The sequence below is a fragment of the Saccharopolyspora sp. NPDC045941 genome, from assembly GCF_056431445.1.
Window position 1 is genome coordinate 1 of the sequence record NZ_JBWKKU010000006.1, and the last position, 22,651, is coordinate 22,651.

Below are 22,651 nucleotides of genomic sequence, written 5' to 3' on the forward strand. Positions count from 1 at the left end.
GTCGACGCACCTCGCGGTCCAACTGGGGTTCACTCACCCGGATCTCCCTATGATCATCAGGCCCGGGTGTCAACCATCTCCGTCAGTTTTATAGGTCGTCCCAGCGACCACGAGCACTCACGAGCCGCGCACACCGTCGCGAGCGCAAGAAGCCCGATGGGATCGCCGCTTCAAAGCACGGCTTCGATCAGGTGGGGGCCCGGCTCGGCGTGCGCCTTGCGGAGCGCCGCGAGCAGTTCTTCGCCCGTGGTCGCCCGGCTGCTGGGCACGCCGAAACCGCTCGCCACCGCCGTCCAGTCCATCGCGGGCTCCGCGAGGCTGGTCATGCTCGCCGCCGCCGCACCGGGCTCGGCGACGCCCGCGCGCCGCAGCTCGGCTTCCAGGATCCCGTAGCGGGAATTCGCGCAGATCACCGTGGTGACGTCGAGGCCCTCGCGGGCTTGCGTCCACAGTGCCTGGACGGTGTAGGCGGCGCTGCCGTCCGCCTGGAAGTTGATCACCGCCCGGTCCGGGCAGGCCACCGCGGCGCCGGTGGCCACCGGCATGCCCATGCCGATCGCACCGCCGGTGTTGGTCAGCTCGGTGTGCGGCGGCGCGGCGGCGGCGATCGCCGGGTACGCCGCCCCGGAGGAAATGCCCTCGTTCACCACGATCGCGTGCTCGGGCTGGGTGAGCACGATCGCCGCCGCGATGCTCGCCGCCGTCAACGGCCCCTCCGGGGCCTGCACCTGCGGACGCTCGGCGCTCGGCACTTCGGCCGCCGCGCTGCCGGTCGCGTCGGCCAGCGCGCGCAGCGCCTCGACGGCGTCCTGGTCGGTGTCGGCCAGGGTGCGCACCTTGAGGTCGTTGGGCAGCGGGAAGCTCGGCATGCCCCGGTAGCCGAAGAACGCCATGGGGGTCCGCGCGCCGACCAGCACCAGGTGCGAAAACCCTTCGAGGGAACGGAGAACGTCTTCCGGGAAGTACGGCAGCGACCGCACGGCCGGGATGTCCGGGCCGCGCTCGATGCGCGCGGGCGAGCGCTCGACCAGGACTTCGCCGCCCGTGGTCGCCACGATCCGCGCGGCGGTGCGGATGCCTTCGGCGCTCAGCGCGTGCCCGCCCAGCAGCAGCGCGGTCCGGCGGCTCCCGCCGGCGAGCAGCTTCGCGATCGCGGCGATCTGCTGGTCGTCGACCGCGGGCCTCGCCGGTGCGGCCGGGACGGCGGCGGGCTCGCCCCCCTGGCTCCACATGTGGTCGGCGGCGGCGATGAGCGTGGCGGGCAGGCGCTGCCCGAGCGTCGCCCGGTAGGCCTCGGCGAACTCGGCGGCGGCCGAGGCCGGTGAGGTGGTGCGGCCGACCCAGCCCGACACCGGCCGGGCCAGCGACTCGATGTCGCTGGACAGCGGGGCGTCGGCGGGCTGGTGCCAGGAGGCGTGCTCGCCGATGATGTTGATCAGGGGCGTGCGGGCGCGGCGCGCGTTGTGCAGGTTCGCGATCCCGTTGGCGAACCCCGGTCCGAGGTGCAGCAGGGTCATCGCGGGAACGCCCGTCATGCGCGCGTAGCCGTCGGCGGCGCCGGTCACCACGCCCTCGGACAGCGCGAGCACCGCGCGCACGCCGGGGACCTGGTCGAACGCCTCGACGAGTGGGATCTCTGTGGTGCCGGGGTTGGCGAAGCAGACCTGGACGCCGGCCGCGGTCGCCGTGGCCAGCAGGCTCTCGGAACCCTTCACGTGCCACTCCTAAGGATCTCGCTGCCGTCCGCGTGGACGGATCTCGGCTGCCATGCTCTCCGTCACCCGCGGCCGGGGCAAGCGACGAACGCGGCTAGGCTGGTGAACCGGACCAACCGGACGGTGGAGGTGGCGTGGCTCGCGAACGGATCTCCCGGCGCTTGCTGATGTCGGTGCTGCTGGTCGCGGGTCTGTCCGGTTGTGCAGCGCCGCCGGTCGCGGACGCGCCGCCACCGGCGCCGGTCGTCGAGCCCGCACTGTCCGAACAGGACATGCCTGTCATCCGCACGGAGTCCGTGCACTCCGCGCACCGCGGCGTCCCGGTGGAGCTCTACCTCGCCTACCCGCGCGGCCTCGAATCCACTGAGGACCTGCCGATCGTGCTGTACCTGCACGGCCGCGACGGCATCCGGCCCACCCCGATCCCGTACGACACGCTGGCATCGCTCGAACGGCTGCACCGCGAAGGCACGATCCCGGCGTTCGGCTTCGCCGTCCTCGACGGCGGCTACAACCCGTACTGGAACGACGGATCGGCCAACGGCGACCTCGCCGCCATGCTCCAGGAGGAGCTGCCGCGCTGGCTGAGCGAGCGCGGCCTGGGCGACGCCGACGGCCGGCCGTTCGCCGTGGCGGGCATCTCCACCGGCGGCTTCGGCGCGCTGAACTACGCGGCGGACCGCAACCTGGCGGGTCACCCGGTGGCCGCGGTCGGGGAGGTCGCACCCGCGCTGCAGGTGAGCTGGGAGGGCATGCGGGAGAAGGAGGCCTTCGCCACCGAGCAGGAGTGGCTGGCAGCGGACCCGTTGCGCCGCCTCGACGACCTCGGCGGCGTGCCGGTCGGCGTGTGGACCGGCGACTCGGACCCGTTCCTGGACGGCATCGACCAGCTGATCGAGCGGTACCCGAACACCCCGGTGGTCACCTTCCTGCCCGGCGGCCACGAGGGCGCGGTGTTCGAGGCGGTCGGCACCGAGTTCGTCCAGTTCCTCGCCGACGCCCTGCCCGCCGCGGACTGAGCGTCCGCGGGCCCGTCACGCCTGGTGGGCCACCAGGTGCTGGAGGAGCAGGCGGGTGAGGGTGTCCGGGGCCTCCTCCGGGATCCAGTGCGAGACGTCCTCCAGCATCTCGAACCGGTAGGGCCCGGTGACGTGGTCGCCCGTGGCCAGCGCCGCCGTCGAACCGATCGCGGTGTCCTCGGTGCTCCAGACGTACAGCGTCGGCACGGTGATCGGGCCGATCTTGTGCTTTTCGAAGCGGTGCGCGCGATACCAGTTCAGCGCCGCCGTCAACGCGCCCGGTTCGGTGAACCGCTGCGCGTAGTCGTCGACGTGGTGCTGGGGCACGCCCGGGTAGTAGATCTGCCGCAGCTTCTTGGCGTTGTCGGCGAGCAGGGTCTTCTCGGCGGTGGAGGACCGGTACAGCTGCATGTAGGCCGACCGCTGGTGCTGGTCCTCGTCGGTGCGCATCGCCTCGCCGAACGGGTCCAGGTGCGGCACCGACACGGCCGTCAGGGTGCGGACGCGGTCCGGGTGCTCCGCCGCCGTCGCCCAGGCGACGATCGCGCCCCAGTCGTGGCCGACCAGGTCGAAGCGCTCCCAGCCGAAGTGCTCGGCGATGGCCAGCACGTCGCCGACGAGCTCCTCCAGCCGGTAGTCGGCGACCTTCTCGGGCCGCACGCCGGGGGAGTAGCCGCGCTGGTCCGGCGCGACCGCGAAGCACTCCGCGCCGCCGAGCACCGACAGCTGTTCGCTCCACTGCACCGCGGCCTCCGGGAAGCCGTGCAGCAGCAGCACCGGGCGGCCGTCCTCGGGACCGGCGGTCAGGGCGTCGAACTTCCCGGCAGGAGTCGGGATCTGGATGTACTCGGCCACCCGGTCACTCTACTGGTGCGCCGAACGGCGGATCATAGAGCAGTGGGACCGGAAACACATCCTCTTGATCAGGGAAGGCTTGCCTAATTAAAGTTCGTGCGGTTTCGCCGGTCGCGGGGGCGCGTCGGCGGTGTCGACGTTCAACCCCGATCGAGAGGAAACCCAGATGCGCCAACGACGATTCATGCGCACCGCGGGCGCATTGGTCGCCGCCGGGCTGGTCGCGCTGACCGCGGCCTGCGGCGGCGCCGCGCCGAACGGTGCCGCCCCGGCCGCCGAACCGGGAGCGGGCTTCCCGCGGACCATCGCCACCGCGAAGGGCGAGGTGACCATCCCGAAGAAGCCGGAGCGCGTGGTCGTGCTCGACACCGCCGAACTGGATTCGGTGACGCTGCTGGGGATCACGCCGGTCGCGGCGATCCCGCCGCACCTGTCCACCGGCGAGGCGTTCCCGGCCTACCTGCGGGACAAGCTCGGCGGCACCGCCCTGGTCGGCCCTTCGGACTCGCCGAAGCTGGAGCTGATCGCCTCGCTCAAGCCGGACCTGATCCTCACCAGCAGGGTCCGCCACGACGCCCTCTACGACCAGCTGTCCCGGATCGCGCCGACGGTGATGACCGAGACGACCGGCTTCCCCTGGAAGCAGAACCTCGCCGTGCACGCCGCGGCGCTCGGCAAGGAGGCCGAGGCGCAGGCCGCGCTGCAGGCCTACGAGGCCCGGGCGAAGCGGATCGGCGACGCCATCATCGCCAAGAACGGAGGCACCGCCCCGACGGTGTCGGTGACCCGGTTCATGGCGGGCAAGATCCGGCTCTACCAGAAGTCGAACTTCTCGGGCGTGGTCCTCGCCGACGCCGGGATGGCCCGGCCGCCGTCGCAGAACGCCGACGAGTTCGACAACGAGATCAGCCCCGAGCTCATCGACATGGCCGACGCGGACACCGTTTTCGTCACCACCGCGGTGTCGCCGGAGAAGACCCAGCAGAAGGCCGTGGAATCCAGCGCGCTGTGGACCCGGATGAACGCGGTCCGCAACGACCGGGTGTTCACGGTTCCCGACGAGACCTGGATGTCGGGCATCGGCGTGCAGGCCGCCAACCTGGTCCTCGACGACCTGGCCAAGGCCTACGGCGTGGACGCCTCGTGAGCGACCCGATCAGCCCGCGATGCGGTAGCCCCAGGTGCCGCGGTGGGTGGCGCCCGGCCGCAGGGTGATCAGGCCGTCGCCGGTGACGAACGCGTTCGGCGCGCACGTCATCGGCTCCACGGTGATCCCGGCCCGCCCCGGGCGGTCGGTCGCCGGGCTGTCGTCGGTGTAGACCTGCAGGTAGCCGTGCGTGCGGTCGACCCAGAGCTCGGCGGTCACGCCGTCCGGGCGGGCGAACCGCACCACCGCGCCGCCGTCGGCGCCGCGGCTCAGCCCGGTGAACGCGGTGTCCATTTCGGTCGTTCCGATCGGGCGCGGCGACCGGAAGTCGTAGTCGGTGCCCTCGACCGGGGCGGTGCCGGTGGGGATCAGCCGGTCGTCGACGACGTAGTAGGTGTCGGCGGGCAGCTCGAAGACGATGTCGTCGATGCGGGCCCCGCCGGCGCCGAGGTAGGTGTGGTTGGCGGTGCCGAACGGGGCGGCGGTGTCGCCGATGTTCTTGGCGCTCAACGTGCTTCGCACCCCGGTGGCGTCCACTTCGTACTCGATCCGGAACGCCAGCCGGAACGGGTAGCCGTAGTCCGGCGGCAGCACGTGCTCCAGGACGACTCCGTCGGCGCGGTGCCGCACGGGCTGCCACTCCACGAAGCTCATCAGCCCGTGCAGCGCCGTGTCCCGATCCGGCTCGTTGATCGGGACCTGCAGCTCCTCGCCGCCGAAGGTGTAGCGGCCGTGGTCGATCCGGTTGGGCCAGGGCAGGATCGTCTTGCCCTGGTAGCCCTCGCCGACGTCGTCGGCCGGGTGCGTCAGCAGCATTTCGACGCCGTCGACCTGCCACGACAGCAGCGTCGCCGACACCCCGGCGATCACGGCCCGCTGCCGCCCGGAGCGGATCTCGTACAGCCGCCCGTTCGCCGTCCACCGGCCTCCGCCCGGATCGGCCGGCTGCGCGGTGGCGCTGCCGCTGAGCGCGGCGGCGGTGGTCGCACCGGCAGCGGTGGCGAGCGCGGCCCGCCGGCTGAAACGTCGCATCCTGGACCTCCTGGGGAGTGCGCGATTCCGCGAGAATCGACGTTCACCCGGGTGACGGCCGATTTCTCGCGAAATCGCGCCGGCCCGGGTGATCGCCATCCACTGTGGCCGGTGGATGGCCGGGTCGCCAGTCGTCAGGGCGTGCCGGCGTCGATCACCGCCTGGTTGCGGGCGCGGACCACGTCCGGGTTGGGCTTGAGGATCCGGCGGTCGTAGGTGAAGAAGCCGTTCACCTCGTTCTCCACGTCCGTGGTCTGGGTGTAGATCGCCGCGGACAGGCCGTTGGCCGAGACGATGCGGGCCAGGTCGCCGCTGACCTCGGCGTAGCGGTCGGTCAGCTCGGCGCGGCTGTTGGTCATCTCGTACGCGCCGGGCTCCCCGGGCCACAGGTGGCCCTCCTCGACCAGCCCCAGCCCGCCGTACTCGCCATCCACCGACGCCCGCTCGCCGCGCACCTCCGGGCTGCCCGGGCCGACGTAGGTGTGGTCGTCGTAGATGTCGCCCGCGCCGCTGTCCGGCAGCGAGTAGCAGCAGTTCACCCCGCTGTTGGCGTTGACCAGCCGGGTCGGGTCGGTGCGGTGGACCAGCTCGGCGATCTCGGCCGTGTCGAACTCGCCCCAGCCCTCGTTGAACGGCACCCAGGCCACGATGGACGGGACGCTGCGCAGCTGGTCGATCATGGCGGTGAGCTCGTCGCGGTAGTGCGCGCGGGCCTCCTCGCCGGGCGGCGGGTTGCTGCCGGGCGGGTCGGCGAGGTCGATCGGCAGCGACGGCATGTCCTGCCACACCAGCAGGCCCAGCCGGTCCGTCCAGTGGTACCAGCGGGCCGGCTCGACCTTCACGTGCTTGCGCACCATGTTGAACCCGAGCCGCTTGGTCTCGGCGAGGTCGAACCGCAGCGCCTCGTCGGTGGGCGCGGTGTAGATCCCGTCCGGCCAGTAGCCCTGGTCCAGCGGACCGTGCTGGAACAGGATCCGGCCGTTGAGCGCCATCCGCGGCCGCCCCTGCGAGTCGTCGACCAGCTCGATGGTGCGCAACCCGGCGTAGCTGCCGACCGTGTCGACGGTGCGTCCGTCGGCGCCGACCAGCCGGACCACGAGGTCGTAGAGGTAGGGGTCGTCGGGCGTCCACAGGTGCGGATCGGCCGGTGCCAGCCGCAGCGCCGTGTCGGCCGGGCCGTCGGCGCGCCCCACCTCGCGGCCCTCGGCGTCGAAGGCGACCGCCTCGATCCGTTGCCCGGCGCGCGCGGAGGTGCGCGCAGTCAGGTCGAAACCGCGCAGATCCGAGGTGATGTCGAGCTTGGCGATGTGCGCCTCGGGCACCGGTTCGAGCCAGACGGTCTGCCAGATCCCGGACGCGCCGGTGTAGAGGATCCCGCCCGCCTTGTTGCGCTGCTTGCCCACCGGGTACGGGTTGGCGTCGTTGCGGTCCTCGACGGCCACCGCGAGTTCCTGCTTCGCGCCGGGGCGCAGCGCGTCGGTGATGTCGGCGCTGAACCCGGTGTAGCCGCCCTCGTGCACCGCGACGGTCCGGCCGTTGACCGACACCTCGGCCTTCTGGTCCACCGCGCCGAAGTGCAGCAGCAGCCGCTGCCCCGACCAGTCCGGCGGCACCTCGAAGGTCCGCCGGTACAGCATGTGGTCGTCGTGGCGCTGGATGCCGGAGAGCCCGGATTCCGGTGGGAAGGGAACCAGGATCTGCTCGGTCGCGGCGGCCGGCGGGGTCGATCCGCCGCCGTAGGACCACAATCCGTTGAGGTTCAGCCAGCGTTCGCGGGTCAGCTGCGGGCGCGGGTACTCGGGGAGGGCGTTGTCCGGGCCGACTTCCTCGGTCCACGGTGTGGTCAGCGGCGGCGGTTTCGGGCGCCAGGGATCGGCGGCCACGGCGGCGGTCGCGGGAATCCCGGAGGCGGTGGCCAACAGCGTGGTGAGCAGCAGGGCGCGCAGCAGCACGATTGCCTCCAGACCGACTTGCCGAAGAAGGCGAAAAGCAATCACCATCAACCGACAACAATGACCATGAACGCACGCACAGTCAACGCGGCCGAAAGAGCGCCCGCAAATCGGAGCAAGCGCCGTGGATCGGTAGGGCTCATGAGGTTACGTTGTTGGCCCGCTCAAGTGATCGGGTGAATCAGCCGAGTCCAGGAGGGTGTGCACGTGACCGGTTATTCCTCAGCCCAGCAAGGCGCCGCGACGGAGGTGTTCCGCACCGCCCGGGACTTCTTGCTGCGGCACCGCGAGGACTACGACACCGCTCGCCGCGATTTCGAGTGGCCGAAGCCGGCCGAGTTCAACTGGGCGCTGGACTGGTTCGACACGATCGGCGAGCGCCGCGACGGCATCGCGCTGTGGATCGTCGACGCCGACGGCAGCGAGCACCAGGTGACCTTCCGCGCCATGACGCGCCGTTCGAACCAGGTCGCCAACTGGCTGCGCGGGCTCGGCGTGTCCCGCGGCGACCGGCTGGTGCTGATGCTCGGCAACCAGGTCGAGCTGTGGGAGACGATCCTGGCCGCGATGAAGCTGGGCGCGGTGATCATCCCGGCGACCCCGCTGCTCGGCCCGGCCGACCTGCGCGACCGGATCGACCGCGGCCGGGCCCGGCACGTGGTCACCACCGCGGCCGACGCGGCGAAGTTCGCCGACGTGCCCGGCGACTACACCCGCATCGCGGTCGGCGACCCGGTGCCGGGCTGGGAGTCCTATGCGGACAGTTCGGCGGCCGACGCGGAATTCGCCCCGGACGGGCCCACCCGCGCCGAGGACCCGATGCTGCTCTACTTCACCTCCGGCACCACGGCGAAGCCGAAGCTGGTCGAGCACACCCACGTGTCCTACCCGATCGGCCACCTCTCGACCATGTACTGGATCGGGCTGGAGCCGGGCGACGTGCACCTGAACATCTCCTCGCCGGGGTGGGCGAAGCACGCGTGGAGCAACGTCTTCGCGCCGTGGAACGCCGAGGCGACGGTGTTCATCTACAACTACACCCGGTTCGACGCGGCCGGGCTCATGGCGCAGATGCAGCGCTGCGGCATCACCAGCTTCTGCGCGCCGCCGACGGTCTGGCGGATGCTGATCCAGGCCGACCTCGCGACCCTGACCACGCCACCGTCCAAAGTGGTCGGTGCGGGCGAGCCGCTGAACCCGGAGATCATCGAGCAGGTGCGGCGCGCCTGGTCGGTGACCATCCGGGACGGCTTCGGCCAGACCGAGACCAGCGTGCAGGTCGCAAACACGCCCGGGCAGCCGGTCCGGCCGGGCTCGATGGGCCGCCCGCTGCCCGGCTTCGAGGTGACGCTGCTCGACCCGGTCACCGGGGAACCGGCCGAGGAGGGCGAGATCTGCCTGGCGCTGCAGCCGCGCCCGGTCGGGCTGATGACCGGCTACGCCGACGACACCGAACGCACCGCCGAGGTGACCCGCGGCGGGCACTACCACACCGGCGACGTCGGATCGCGGGACGCCGACGGCTACATCACCTACGTCGGGCGCACCGACGACGTGTTCAAGGCCTCCGACTACCGGATCTCGCCGTTCGAACTGGAGAGCGTCCTGCTGGAGCACGCGGCGGTGGCCGAGGCGGCCGTGGTGCCGTCGCCGGACCCGATCCGGCTCGCGGTGCCGAAGGCGTACGTCGTGCTGGCCGGGCAGCACGAGCCGACGCGGGAGACGGCGCTGTCGATCCTGCGCTTCGCGCGCGAGCACCTGGCCCCCTACAAGCGGGTGCGGCGGCTGGAGTTCTACGAGCTGCCGAAGACGATCTCCGGCAAGATCCGCCGCGTCGAACTGCGCGGCCGGGAGGATGAACTGCACCGGCCCGGCGGTGGATCTGGTGACGGACCCGGCGGTGAAAACCGCGAGTTCCGCGAAGAGGACTTCCCCGAACTGAAGGGCTGAGCCGGGCGCTGCTGCGGTGGCACGCGCCAGGGGTGCGTGCCACACTTCCCCAGGGCCGATGCGGCGAGGAACCCTTCCGCCGATCGTCCCTGCGGGGGGAGCGTGAGGCTTGACGGGGGAGGGCGGTGGCCGGCGGCCGATGGGCCGGATCCGGCGCGGAAAATGGCTCGCATGCGTGAGGTGGGCACCGTAACATCTGTGCTCCGCGCCGCGATGAACTCAATGAAAAGAGAAAAAGTCAACCGCCACGCTGCCCAGTCTTCATAATTTTGACGGGAATCGCGGTTGTGTAATTTGCAGTTGTTGTGGTAAGGCAAAGCGGGCGCCAGTATACACAGATCGCTGACATTCTGCACTCACGTGATCGTTGTGTCTCTCGAAAATGCGCCGAATCGGCGCAGGTGGCAGCGCATTTATTCACCCAGGGTGACAGTGGAAATCACGCATTCATCGTATTCCGGTGATTAGCGTCACACGTTCGTACGCTTGCTTTGCGATCTCCTTCGCCTAGGTTAGTTAACCGACGCAGGAATACCGCGTCAGGGCCGGTCGGCAAGGGTGCCGACCGGAAGTGATCGGCGTAGGTGTTGCGGCCTTGAGCGTTTCTCGGCTGCCCACGCCGGTGCGGGCGTTGCCTTTTTTCGCAGTGGCGACCCGACACGGCCACGAGACGAGCTCGGGGCACGGATTTGCGCGGCCTCGAGTTCTGCGGTGGCGCATGACCAACGTGAGTGGTGGGAGTGAAGAATGGCGAAGAGCGTGGACGATCTTGCTTCGAGTGAGCAGCCCGGATCTCAGGACACCGCTGATCTGGTGGCGCGCGAGGAGCAGGTGTTCGGCGAGAACCCGTTGGAAGTGCGCGAATCTGACCACTACACGTACGAGTACGTCGGCGGTTTCGTCGAGAAGTGGGACGAGCTGATCGACTGGAAGAAGCGCTACCAGAGCGAGGGCTCGTTCTTCATCGACCAGCTCAAGGCCCGTGGCGTCCGCTCGGTGCTCGACGTCGCCACCGGCACCGGATTCCACTCCGTGCGGCTGCTGGAGGAGGGCTTCGACGCGGTCAGCGCCGACGGCAGCCCGCAGATGCTCGCCAAGGCGTTCAGCAACGGACTGACCTACGGCGGCCACATCCTCCGCGTGGTGCACGCCGACTGGCGCTGGCTGAATCGTGACGTCCACGGCGAGTACGACGCGATCATCTGCCTCGGCAACTCCTTCACGCACCTGTTCTCCGAACGGGATCGGCGCAAAGCCCTCGCCGAGTTCTACGCGATGCTAAAGCACGACGGTGTGTTGATCATCGATCAGCGCAATTACGACTCGATTCTGGACAACGGATTCTCGTCGAAGCACACCTACTACTACGCCGGCGAGGACGTCTCCGCGGAGCCCGATTACGTCGACGAGGGCCTGGCGCGCTTCAAGTACACGTTCCCGGACAAATCTGAATTCTTCTTGAACATGTACCCGCTGCGGAAGAACTACACGCGGCGGCTCATGCGCGAAGTCGGCTTCCAGCGGATCGACACCTACGGCGATTTCCAGGAGACCTACCACGACGCCGAGCCCGACTTCTTCATCCACGTGGCGGAGAAGAAGTACCGGCCGGACGAAGAGCTCTCCGACGTGTACTCGACCGCGGTGCACACCGCGCGGGATTACTACAATTCCGAGGACGCGGACAACTTCTACTACCACGTCTGGGGCGGCAACGACATTCACATCGGTCTCTACCAGACCCCGGACGAGGACATCGACAGCGCCTCGCGGCGCACCGTGGAGCGGATGGCCGCCAAGGTCGAGATCACCCCGGACACCCGTATCCTGGACATCGGTTCCGGCTACGGCGGCGCGGCCCGCCACCTCGCCGCGACCTACGGCTGCAAGGTGTCCTGCCTGAACCTCAGCGAGGTCGAGAACGCCCGGAACCTCGAGTTCAACCGGGCCGCGGGGCTGGACGAGCTGATCGAGGTCAAGGACGGTTCCTTCGAGGACATCCCGTTCCAGGACAACGCCTTCGACATCGTCTGGTCGCAGGACGCGATCCTGCACAGCGGCGACCGGGAGCGGGTCCTGGAGGAGGTGTCCCGCGTGCTCAAGGGCGGCGGCTCCTTCATCTTCACCGACCCGATGGCCGTCGACGGCGCCAAGCAGAAGGACCTCGGGCCGATCCTGGACCGGCTGAACCTGGAGACGATGGGCTCGCCCGGCTTCTACCGCCGCGAGCTGGCCCGCCTCGGCCTGCAGAACTTCGACTTCGAGGACCTGACCGAGTTCCTAGCGGTGCACTACGGGCGCGTTCTGGAAGTACTCGAGAGCCGGGAAGCGGAGCTGGCGGACCGGATCAGCGACGAATACCGCACCAAGATGAAGACGGGTCTGAAGAACTGGGTCGCAGGTGGCAAGGCGGGCAACCTCTCCTGGGGCATCATCCACGCCCGCGCCTGAGAACGATGTCGGAGAGCGGGATTGGTCGTTGTCCTTGAAGCGGCGCAGCCGCTTGGCCCACGCACGCCACCGGCGCCGCCGCGCAAGGCGAGTCTGGAAACAGACAGCTGAGACCCCCTGTTTTTCGTCACTACCGTACGCAAGGATCATTGCTGCATCAGCTGTGAGGTGAGGAGCAGTCGTGAGTGAGATCAACCGCAGGTTGTTCACCAGTGAATCGGTGACCGAGGGGCACCCGGACAAGATCTGCGATGCGATCAGCGACGCCGTGCTGGACGCGTTGTTGGCCCAGGACCCGCGGTCGCGGGTCGCGGTGGAGACGCTGGTGACCACCGGTCAGGTGCACGTGGCCGGTGAGGTGACCACCGACGCTTACGCGGACATCCCGACGATCGTGCGGGAGAAGATCCTGGAGATCGGCTACGACTCCTCCGCCAAGGGCTTCGACGGTGCCTCCTGCGGTGTGAACGTCGCCATCGGCTCCCAGTCGCCGGACATCGCGCAGGGCGTCGACGACGCGCACGAGTCCCGCGTCGAGGGCGTCATCGACGAGATCGCCAAGCAGGGCGCCGGCGACCAGGGCCTGATGTTCGGCTACGCCTGCACCGAAACCGACGAGCTGATGCCGCTGCCGATCGCGCTGGCGCACCGGCTGTCGCGGCGGCTGACCCGGGTCCGCAAGGACGGGGTGCTGCCGTACCTGCGGCCGGACGGCAAGACGCAGGTGACCATCGAGTACGCCGGTGACCAGCCGGTTCGCCTGGACACCGTGGTGCTGTCCACGCAGCACGCCGCCGACATCGACCTCGAGGGCATGCTGGCGGGCGACATCAAGGCGAAGGTCATCGACCCGGAGATCGAGCGGGTCGGCCTGGACTCCGCCGACACCCGGCTGCTGGTGAACCCGACCGGCCGGTTCGTGGTGGGCGGCCCGATGGGCGACGCGGGCCTGACCGGCCGGAAGATCATCGTCGACACCTACGGCGGCATGGCCCGCCACGGCGGCGGCGCCTTCTCGGGCAAGGACCCGTCGAAGGTGGACCGCTCGGCCGCCTACGCGATGCGCTGGGTCGCCAAGAACGCCATCGCCGCGGGCCTGGCCGGCCGCATCGAGGTGCAGGTCGCCTACGCGATCGGCAAGGCCGCCCCGGTGGGCCTGTTCGTCGAGACCTTCGGCACCGAGAACGTCGACCCGGTGAAGATCCAGGCCGCGATCAACGAGGTCTTCGACCTGCGGCCCGCCGCCATCGTGCGTGACCTGGACCTCTTGCGGCCGATCTACGCGCAGACGGCAGCGTACGGTCACTTCGGGCGCAGTGACGTCGACCTGCCCTGGGAGCGCACCGACCGGGCTGAGGCGCTGAAGAGCGCCGCCGGTATCTGACGTCGACCTTCGGGAGCCGTGGCGGCAGGCTGCGGGGCGCGCCGATCGCGCCCCGCGGTCCGGCGTGAGCGGCGACGGGGTCCAATGGAGCTTCAAAGGTCGGCGCCGCAGCGGCGGCCGGCCCTGGTGAAGGAGTAGAGCAGTGCGGATTGCGGTGACCGGTTCGATCGCCACCGACCACCTGATGTCCTATCCCGGTAGGTTCACCGATCAGCTCGTCGCGGATCGGCTCCACCAGGTGTCGCTGTCGTTCCTGGTCGACGACCTGGAGGTGCGGCGCGGCGGCATCGCGGCCAACATCACCTTCGGTCTCGGCCAGCTGGGCGTCGGCTCGGCCCTCGTCGGCGCCGTCGGCCAGGACTTCGACGAGTACCGCGGGTGGCTGGAGCGGCACGGGGTGGACACCGCGTCGGTGTACGTCTCCGATACCAAGCACACCGCGCGGTTCATCTGCACCACCGACCTCGACCACAACCAGTTCGCCTCGTTCTACGCCGGGGCGATGGCCGAGGCCCGCGAGATCGAGCTCAAGCCGGTCGCCGACCGGCTGGGCGGCCTCGACGTGGTGGTGATCTCGCCCAACGACCCGGCGGCGATGGTGCGGCACACCGAGGAGTGCCGGGACCGCGGCTACCGGTTCGTCGCCGACCCGGGTCAGCAGCTGGCCCGGATGGAGGGCGAGGAGATCCGCCGGCTCGTCGAGGGCGCGGATTACCTCTTCACCAACGAGTACGAGCACGGCCTGCTGCTGCAGAGCACCGGCTGGACGCACGCCGACGTGCTGGAACGAGTCGGCCTGTGGGTGACCTCGCTGGGCCCGAAGGGCGTGCAGGTGGAGTCCAAGTCGGAGCCGACCGTCGAGGTCGCGCCGCCGAAGGAGAAGCAGAAGGGCGACCCGACCGGCGTCGGCGATGCGCTGCGCAGCGGGTTCCTCGCGGGGCTGTACCACGACCTCGACCTGGAGCGTTCGCTGCAGCTGGGCTGCACGCTGGCGACCGTCTCGCTGGAGACCGACGGTCCGCAGGAGTACCAGGTGGAGCGCGACTCGTTCGTCGCGCGCATCGCCGAGGCGTACGGTGACGCCGCCGCGGCCGAGGTCCAGTCGAAGCTCGGCTGAGAACGGGGAGTAGCAGGGGATGGCAGACCGGCAGAACGATCCGAGCGGGTTCCTGAGCGCCCTCGGCGAGCGGGTCCTCGTCGCCGATGGCGGCATGGGTACCGCGCTGCAGGCGTTCGACCTGACGTTGGACGACTTCGCCAACCTGGAGGGCTGCAACGAGATCCTGAACGTCACGCGGCCCGACGTGGTGTCCTCGATCTACCGGGGCTACCTGGAGGCGGGCTCGGACGCGATCGAGACCAACACCTTCGGCGCGAACCTGGCGAACCTCGGCGAGTACGACATCCCCGAGCGGATCCGGGAGCTGGCGGAGACGGGCTCGGCGCTGGCCCGCGAGGCCGCCGACGAGTACTCGACGCCGGAGCGGCCGCGGTTCGTGCTCGGTTCGGTCGGCCCGGGCACGAAGCTGCCGACGCTGGGCCACGCGCCTTACCCCGTGCTGCGCGACGCCTACGTCGAGCAGGTGCTGGGCATGCTCGACGGCGGCATCGACGTGGTGCTGGTGGAGACCTCCCAGGACCTGTTGCAGACCAAGGCCGCGATCGTGGCGGCGAAGCGGGCGATGGCCCAGACCGGCCGGTGGCTGCCGATCATCGCGCAGGTCACGGTGGAGACCACCGGCACGATGCTGGTCGGCTCGGAGATCGGTGCGGCGCTGACCGCGCTGGAGCCGCTGGGCATCGACCTGATCGGGATGAACTGCGCGACCGGCCCGGCGGAGATGAGCGAGCACCTGCGGGTGCTGGCGCAGAACTCCCGGATCCCGATCTCGGTGATGCCCAACGCCGGCCTGCCCCAGCTCGGCCCCAACGGCGCGGTGTACCCGCTGCAGCCCGACGAGCTGGCCGAGGCGCTGGTCGGGTTCGTCAACGACTTCGGCGCCCGGCTGGTCGGCGGCTGCTGCGGCACCACCACCGACCACGTGCGCGCCGTGGCCGAGGCGGTCGGCTCGCTGGCGCCGAAGGTGCGCGAGCCGGAGTACATCCCGTCGATCTCGTCGATGTACCAGGCGGTGCCGTTCGAACAGGACGCGTCGATCCTCAACATCGGCGAGCGCACGAACACCAACGGTTCCAAGGCGTTCCGCGAGGCGATGCTGGAAGGCCGTTACGACGACTGCGTGGAGATCGCCAAGTCCCAGACGCGCGAAGGCGCCCACATGCTGGACCTGTGCGTGGACTACGTCGGCCGCGATGGCACGGTCGACATGCGGGAGCTGGCGTCGCGCCTGGCCACCTCCTCGACCCTGCCGATCATGGTGGACTCCACGGAGCCGGACGTGATCGAGGCCGGGCTGGATCACCTGGGCGGCCGGTGCGCGGTCAACTCGGTGAACTACGAGGACGGTCACGAGCCGGGCTCGCGGTACGAGCGCGTGATGAAGCTCGTCGTCGAGCACGGTGCCACCGTGGTGGTGACCTGCATCGACGAGGAAGGCCAGGCGCGCACTGCCGAGTGGAAGCTGCGGGTCGCCGAACGGCTGATCGAGGACATGACCACCAACTGGGGTCTGGAGAAGTCCGCGATCATCATCGACTGCCTGGTCTTCCCGATCACCACCGGTCAGGAAGAGGTCCGCAAGGACGCCATCGAGACGATCAACGCGATCCGGGAGCTCAAGAAGCGCCATCCGGACGTCCAGACCACGCTCGGCCTGTCCAACGTCTCGTTCGGGCTCAACCCGGCGGCACGTCAGGTGCTGAACTCGGTGTTCCTCAACGAATGCCGGGAAGCCGGCCTGGACACCGCGATCCTGAACGCTTCGAAGATCCTGCCGATGAACAAGATCCAGGACGAGCAGCGGGAGGTCGCGCTCGACCTGGTCTACGACCGGCGCCGCGAGGGCTACGACCCGCTGCAGAAGCTGATGGAGCTCTTCGAAGGCAAGACCGCGAAGTCCAGCAGCGCTTCGCGGGCCGAGGAGCTGGCCAAGCTGCCGCTGTTCGAGCGGCTGGAGCGGCGGATCATCGATGGCGAGCGCAACGGCCTGGAGGCGGACCTCGACGAGGCGATGAAGGAGAAGAAGCCGCTCGACATCGTCAACGAGAACCTGCTGGCCGGCATGAAGGTCGTCGGCGAGCTGTTCGGCTCCGGGCAGATGCAGCTGCCGTTCGTGCTGCAGTCCGCCGAGGTCATGAAGGCCGCCGTCGCCTGCCTCGAACCGCACATGGAGAAGGACGACTCCGGCGGCAAGGGCAAGCTGCTGCTGGCCACCGTCAAGGGCGATGTGCACGACATCGGCAAGAACCTCGTCGACATCATCGTGTCCAACAACGGCTACGACGTGGTCAACATCGGCATCAAGCAGCCGATCAACGCCATCCTGGACGCCGCCGAGGAGCACGAGGTCGACGCCATCGGCATGTCCGGGCTGCTGGTGAAGTCGACCGTGATCATGAAGGAGAACCTGGAGGAGCTCAACTCCAGGGGAATGTCCGGGAAGTACCCGGTGATGCTGGGTGGCGCGGCGCTCACCAGGTCCTATGTGGAGAACGACCTGGACGACGTCTACCAGGGCGATGTGCGCTATGCGAAGGACGCCTTCGAGGGCCTGCACCTGATGGACCGCATCATGTCCGTCAAGCGCGGTGACGCGCCTGCCGAAGACGCGGCCGAGCAGGAGAAGAAGGCCGAGCGCAAGGCCCGCCGCGAGCGGTCGATGCGCATCGCCGAGAAGCGCAAAGCGGAGCAGGGACCCGAGCCGGAGTACACCGACACCACGCGGTCCGATGTGGACGCCGAAGCGCCGGTGCCGACGCCGCCGTTCTGGGGCTCGAAGGTGGTCAAGGGCGTCGCGGTCGCCGACTACCTGGCGCTGCTGGACGAGCGGGCCACGTTCTTCGGCCAGTGGGGCCTGCGCGGCGCGAAGAAGGGCGAGGGGCCGTCCTACGAGGAACTCGTCGAGTCCGAGGGCCGGCCGCGGCTGCGCCACTGGATCGACGAGCTGTCGACCGCGGGCATCCTGCAGCACGCCGCCGTCGTCTACGGCTACTTCCCTTGCGTGACCGAGGGAAACCACCTCGTGGTGCTGGACAAGGATGAGCCGGACGCCCAGGAGCGGCACCGGTTCTTCTTCCCGCGGCAGAAGCGCGACCGGCGGCTGTGCCTGGCGGACTTCTTCCGGACGCGCGAGCAGGCCGAGCGGACCGGCCAGGTGGACGTGCTGCCGGTGCAGCTGGTCACCATGGGCCAGCCGATCGCCGACTACGCCAACGAGCTGTTCGCCAAGAACGCCTACCGGGACTACCTGGAGGTGCACGGCATGGGCGTGCAGCTCACCGAGGCGCTGGCCGAGTACTGGCACCGCCGCGTCCGGCGGGAGCTCCTGTGGGCCGCCGGCGGTTCGGTGGCCGAGGAGGACCCGGCCGACGTGCAGGAGTTCTTCAAGCTCGGCTACCGCGGCGCGCGCTACTCCTTCGGCTACGGCGCCTGCCCGGACATCGAGGACCGGGCCAAGATCGTCGACCTGCTGGAGGCCGAGCGCATCGGCGTGGTGCTCTCGGAGGAGTTCCAGCTGCACCCCGAGCAGTCCACCGACGCGATCATCGCCCACCACCCCGAGGCGAAGTACTTCAACACCTGATCCACCCCGCAACCGCATGGGAAATCGAGAAAGGAAACCATGAGCGTCAAGTTGCAGAAGGTCGGCGGCCTGGAGTTCGCTGTCCGGGATTTGTCGTTGGCCGAGGCTGGTCGGCATCAGATCCGGTTGGCCGAGCACGAGATGCCGGGCCTGATGGCGACTCGCGAGGAGTACGCGGATTCGCAGCCGTTGAAGGGTGCGCGGGTTGCGGGTTCGTTGCACATGACGGTGCAGACGGCGGTGCTGATCGAGACCTTGGTCGCGTTGGGTGCCGAGGTCCGGTGGGTGTCGTGCAACATCTTCTCGACGCAGGACGAGGCTGCGGCGGCGGTCGTCGTCGGCCCGAACGGCACCGTGGAAAAGCCCGAGGGTGTGCCGGTGTTCGCGTGGAAGGGCGAGTCGCTGGAGGAGTACTGGTGGTGCACCGACCAGCTGTTCCAGTTCGGTGACGGCCAGGGTCCGAACATGATCCTCGACGACGGTGGCGACGCCACGTTGCTGGTCCACAAGGGTGTCGAGTTCGAGGCCGCGGGCGCGGTGCCGCAGCCGACCGAGGACGACCCGGAGGAGTACAAGGTCATCCTGGAGACCCTGCGCGCCAGCATCGCCCGGGACGGCCAGCGGTTCACCAAGATCGCCGGTGAGATCAAGGGCGTCACCGAGGAGACCACCACCGGCGTGCACCGCCTGTACGAGCTGGCGAAGACCGGGGACCTGCTGTTCCCCGCGATCAACGTCAACGACTCGGTCACCAAGTCGAAGTTCGACAACAAGTACGGCTGCCGCCACTCCCTGGTCGACGGCATCAACCGGGCCACGGACGTGCTCATCGGCGGCAAGGTCGCGGTCGTCTGCGGCTACGGCGACGTCGGCAAGGGCTCGGCGGAATCGCTGCGCGGCCAGGGCGCCCGGGTGATCGTCACCGAGGTCGACCCGATCTGCGCGCTGCAGGCGGTGATGGACGGCTACCAGGTCACCACCCTGGAAGACGTCGTGGAGACCGCGGACATCTTCGTCACCACCACCGGCAACTTCAACATCATCACCGCCGAGCACATGACGCGGATGAAGCACCAGGCGATCGTGGGCAACATCGGTCACTTCGACAACGAGATCGACATGGCGGGCCTGGAGAAGGTGCCGGGGATCCGCAAGCAGGAGATCAAGCCCCAGGTCCACGAGTACGTCTTCGGGGACGGGCACTCGATCATCGTGCTGTCCGAGGGTCGTCTGCTGAACCTGGGCAACGCCACCGGTCACCCGAGCTTCGTGATGTCGAACTCGTTCACCAACCAGACGATCGCGCAGATCGAGCTGTTCACCAAGCCGGGCGAGTACGAGAAGCAGGTCTACGTCCTGCCGAAGCACCTGGACGAGAAGGTCGCGCGCCTGCACCTGGACGCGCTGGGCGTGAAGCTGACCAAGCTGACCAAGGAGCAGGCCGCCTACATCGGCGTCGACGTCAACGGCCCGTACAAGCCGGACCACTACCGCTACTGATCGATTTCTCGGCTGAGGAGGAGACCAGGCCATGACTCGGGTCATAGACCGGCTGCGCCCCGGCAAGACGGTGTTCTCGGTGGAGTTCTTCCCCGCGAAGACCGACGAGGAGGAACGCCAGCTGTGGCGGGCCATCCGGGAGCTGGAGCCGCTGGACCCCGCGTACGTGTCGGTGACCTACGGTGCCGGCGGATCCAGCCGGGACCGCACCGTGCGCACCACCGGCCGGATCGCCAGCGACACCACCCTGGTGCCGGTGGCGCACCTGACCGGCGTGAACCACTCGATCGCCGAACTGCGGCACGTCATCGGCTCGTACGCGGCCGAGGGCATCACCAACGTGCTGGCGATCCGCGGCGACCCGCCGGGCGACCCGATGGGCGAGTGGACCCCGCACCCGGAGGGCATCACCTACGCCGACGAGCTCGTGCGGCTGGTGCGCGAGTGCGGTGACTTCAGCGTGGGTGTCGCGGCGTTCCCGCACCTGCACCCGCGCTCGGTGGACCTGGAGTCCGACACCCGGCACATGGTCAACAAGCTGCGGGCCGGGGCGGACTTCTCGGTGGCGCAGATGTTCCTGGAGCCGGAGTACTTCCTGCGGCTGCGGGACCGGCTGGCGCAGCACGGCTGCGACCAGCCGCTGCTGCCGGGGGTCATGCCGATCACCACGCCGCGGGTGCTGGGCATGACCACGCAGCTGAGCAACATGACGATCCCGGACGAGGTGTCGGCGGTGCTGGACCCGCTGCGCGACGATGCGGCCGGCTTCCGGGCGGCCGGGCTGGAGATCACCACCCGGCTGTGCGAGAAGCTGATCGCCGAAGGCGTGCCGGCGCTGCACTTCTACAGCCTCAACCGGGCCAAGGCCACTCGCGAGGTGGTGGCCAACCTCGGACTGGCCGACGGCGTGCTGAAAGCCGCCTGACGCCCGAGCCGTCGAAGCCCGCCGTCCCTCCGGGGCGGCGGGCTTCTGCTCGTCGGGGTGGGATTCCGGGTGAGGTCGGTCACGGCCCCGGGACGCGCATCCGGGCCGACCGGTGCGCGGTGTCATCGAAGCCCATCGGCGGGCCGTCGCGCGCGGTCTTCGTGCCCGCATTCGGGTGACCGGCGGCGGGCACTCGGCACGCAGCGGAGCGATCAACGGCGGTGCCGGGGGCGCCGGACCCGGTGGCTTCCTTTTTGATCCGGTCCCGCGCTTCGCTTGAGTTGACGCATTCGCGGTCCGCTCGGCCGGATTCGGCCGGGACCGGAAATCGATCAGTCCAATTCGGACAGAAGTGCAATGGTGCGCTGTAAGCGGTGTCCCGGGGCGGGGGTCGCGAACGCCGGGATGGGGGTTCGTCCAGTGCTGTCCGCGGGACGGGGGAGAAGCAGGTCAGTGCCGTTGTCGCCGGTGTGTTCGGGTCGCGGTCCCGAGCCGTTTGAGGGCGAATCTTCTCCGCGAATTCCGAAAGATCAATTGTTGCGGATCGGCTCGCCCAGTGGATTCGCCGCCCGCTGTTTCAGGAACGGAAACGGTTCGGTAACCCGGCCGGTCGATTTGCCGAGTTCGAATGGTTCGCGGAAACGACTTCTCGAATTGCGCGGTGAGGTGCGGCGATGATGACGACGAGCGAGGTCAGCGCGCTGGACTGGGCGTTCCTCTGCCTGGAGCAGGAAACCGCGCCGATGCACCTCGGCGCGGTCGCGGTGTTCCGGCCGCCGGAACCGGCGGACCGGTTGCGCTTGCTGGCGCTGCTCGCGGAGCGGGCGCAGCGGATCGCGCGGCTGCGGCTGCGGATCGGCCAGTCCTGGCTGCCCGGCCAGGCCCACTGGGCGGAAGCCCCGGAATTCGACGCGTCCGAACACGTGCACAGCCACCAGCTGCCCACCCCCGGCGGGCGGGCGGAGCTGGCCGGGCTGGTCGCGGAGCTCCTCGCGGATCCGCTGGACCGGCGCCGTCCGCTGTGGGAACTGCACCTGATCACCGGCCTGGACGGGGACCGGTTCGCGGTGCTGGTGAAGTTCCACCACGCCCTGGCCGATGGCCGCGAGGCCGTCGAAACGGGATTGGCGCTGCTGGACGGCTTCGCGCCCGCCGAGCAGGAACCGGCCTGCCCCGTCGGCGGTCCGCTGCAGCTCCTCCGGCGCCCGCGGAAGCTGATCGGGGCGGTGCGCGGAACCCTGTCGAAATCCGGCGAGACGCTGGGCATCGCCTCGTCGGTGGTGCGCAACATGCGGGTGCCGGTCCCGGATTCGCCGTTGCGCGCCTCGTCCTCGACGGCGCGGCGGGTGGCGCTGGTCCCGATCGACCTCGCCGACCTGCGGCGCATCCGCGCGAAGCACGGCGGCACCACCAACGACGTGGTGCTCGCGGTGCTCGCCGGGGCGTTCCGCCGGTGGCTGGCCACGCGCGGGCATCCGGTCGGCGAGCTGCCGGTGCGGGCGCTGATCCCGGTCTGCCGCCGGCGTGGCAACGACGTGAGCGGCAACAACCGGCTCTCCGGCTACCTGTGCGATCTGCCGGTGGACGAGCCGGATCCGGTGGCGAGGCTGCAGGCGATCCGGGCCGCGATGAGGCGCAACAAGAGCGCGGGTCCGCTGCGCGGGCCGGGCGCGTTCCCGGTGCTGGCCGGGCGGGTGCCGCAGATCGTGCACCAGGTGGCCGCCCCGCTGGCCGGGCAGAGCGCCGCGCTGCTGTTCGACACCGTGATCACCAACGTGCCGCTGCCGGACTTCCCGGCGGCCCTGGGTGGGGCGGCGTTGGCGGAGCTGTACCCGGTGGCCCCGCTGGCGGCAGGGCAGGCGCTGGCCATCGCGGTTTCGCAGTACCGCGACACCGTGCACGTCGGCGTGCACGCCAACCGCGCCGCGCTGCCGGACCTGGAGAAGTTCAGCGGTGCGCTGCCGCTCGCTGTTGCCGAACTCGGCGACCTGTCGTGACCGATTCGCCCGCGCCGCCAC

Annotated in this window: 14 protein-coding genes; 10 read left to right on the plus strand and 4 right to left on the minus strand. The window is 69.6% G+C overall.

Annotated elements, in window-relative coordinates:
• Positions 1-170 precede the first annotated feature (170 nt).
• Positions 171-1,715 (minus strand): acetolactate synthase large subunit, encoded by a 1,545-nt coding sequence (locus AC07FN_RS06370; RefSeq protein WP_478394670.1) that lies wholly within the window; start codon positions 1,713-1,715, stop codon positions 171-173.
• Positions 1,716-1,849: 134 nt separating this feature from the next.
• Between AC07FN_RS06370 and AC07FN_RS06375 the strand changes: the two genes are divergently transcribed.
• A complete protein-coding gene (locus tag AC07FN_RS06375) occupies positions 1,850-2,734 on the plus strand; it encodes an alpha/beta hydrolase-fold protein (protein ID WP_478394671.1) in 885 nt (294 codons plus the stop codon).
• 15 nt (positions 2,735-2,749) lie between these two features.
• Here the strand turns inward: AC07FN_RS06375 and AC07FN_RS06380 are convergent, their stop codons facing one another.
• Entirely contained in the window at positions 2,750-3,589 is an 840-nt protein-coding gene (locus AC07FN_RS06380; protein ID WP_478394672.1) for an alpha/beta fold hydrolase, read from the minus strand.
• A gap of 166 nt (positions 3,590-3,755) precedes the next feature.
• Here AC07FN_RS06380 and AC07FN_RS06385 point away from each other — a divergent pair, with 166 nt between their 5' ends.
• Positions 3,756-4,736 carry an ABC transporter substrate-binding protein gene (locus AC07FN_RS06385; protein WP_478394673.1) on the plus strand — a complete coding sequence of 327 codons (981 nt, stop codon included), beginning with the start codon at positions 3,756-3,758 and terminating at the stop codon, positions 4,734-4,736.
• A gap of 9 nt (positions 4,737-4,745) precedes the next feature.
• Here the strand turns inward: AC07FN_RS06385 and AC07FN_RS06390 are convergent, their stop codons facing one another.
• Entirely contained in the window at positions 4,746-5,768 is a 1,023-nt protein-coding gene (locus tag AC07FN_RS06390) for an aldose 1-epimerase family protein (RefSeq protein WP_478394674.1), read from the minus strand.
• A 134-nt stretch (positions 5,769-5,902) separates the two neighbouring features.
• Complete coding sequence (locus tag AC07FN_RS06395; protein ID WP_478394817.1) at positions 5,903-7,669, minus strand: glycoside hydrolase family 2 protein; 1,767 nt, start codon at positions 7,667-7,669, stop codon at positions 5,903-5,905.
• Between the two features lie 252 nt (positions 7,670-7,921).
• On the opposite strand from AC07FN_RS06395, the gene AC07FN_RS06400 reads away from it, so the two are divergent.
• From AC07FN_RS06400 to AC07FN_RS06435, 8 genes are all read left to right on the plus strand, one after another.
• Positions 7,922-9,670, plus strand: a complete 1,749-nt coding sequence (locus AC07FN_RS06400; protein ID WP_478394675.1) for an AMP-binding protein — start codon at positions 7,922-7,924, stop codon at positions 9,668-9,670.
• A 747-nt stretch (positions 9,671-10,417) separates the two neighbouring features.
• Positions 10,418-12,121: a glycine/sarcosine N-methyltransferase gene (locus tag AC07FN_RS06405; protein WP_478394676.1), complete on the plus strand. Its 1,704-nt coding sequence runs from the start codon at positions 10,418-10,420 to the stop codon at positions 12,119-12,121.
• A 181-nt stretch (positions 12,122-12,302) separates the two neighbouring features.
• Entirely contained in the window at positions 12,303-13,505 is a 1,203-nt protein-coding gene (gene metK / locus AC07FN_RS06410; RefSeq protein WP_478394677.1) for a methionine adenosyltransferase, read from the plus strand.
• A gap of 142 nt (positions 13,506-13,647) precedes the next feature.
• Complete coding sequence (locus AC07FN_RS06415; RefSeq protein WP_478394678.1) at positions 13,648-14,622, plus strand: carbohydrate kinase family protein; 975 nt, start codon at positions 13,648-13,650, stop codon at positions 14,620-14,622.
• A 19-nt stretch (positions 14,623-14,641) separates the two neighbouring features.
• Positions 14,642-18,208, plus strand: a complete 3,567-nt coding sequence (gene metH, locus AC07FN_RS06420; protein WP_478394679.1) for a methionine synthase — start codon at positions 14,642-14,644, stop codon at positions 18,206-18,208.
• 39 nt (positions 18,209-18,247) lie between these two features.
• On the plus strand, positions 18,248-19,708 hold the full coding sequence (ahcY, locus tag AC07FN_RS06425; RefSeq protein ID WP_478394680.1) for an adenosylhomocysteinase: 1,461 nt from the start codon (positions 18,248-18,250) through the stop codon (positions 19,706-19,708).
• 31 nt (positions 19,709-19,739) lie between these two features.
• Positions 19,740-20,633: a methylenetetrahydrofolate reductase gene (locus AC07FN_RS06430; RefSeq protein WP_452613998.1), complete on the plus strand. Its 894-nt coding sequence runs from the start codon at positions 19,740-19,742 to the stop codon at positions 20,631-20,633.
• A gap of 674 nt (positions 20,634-21,307) precedes the next feature.
• The gene (locus AC07FN_RS06435) at positions 21,308-22,630 is read left to right on the plus strand and encodes a wax ester/triacylglycerol synthase family O-acyltransferase (RefSeq protein WP_478394681.1); all 1,323 of its coding nucleotides are present in this window, start codon (positions 21,308-21,310) and stop codon (positions 22,628-22,630) included.
• The last annotated feature ends 21 nt before the right edge of the window (positions 22,631-22,651 follow it).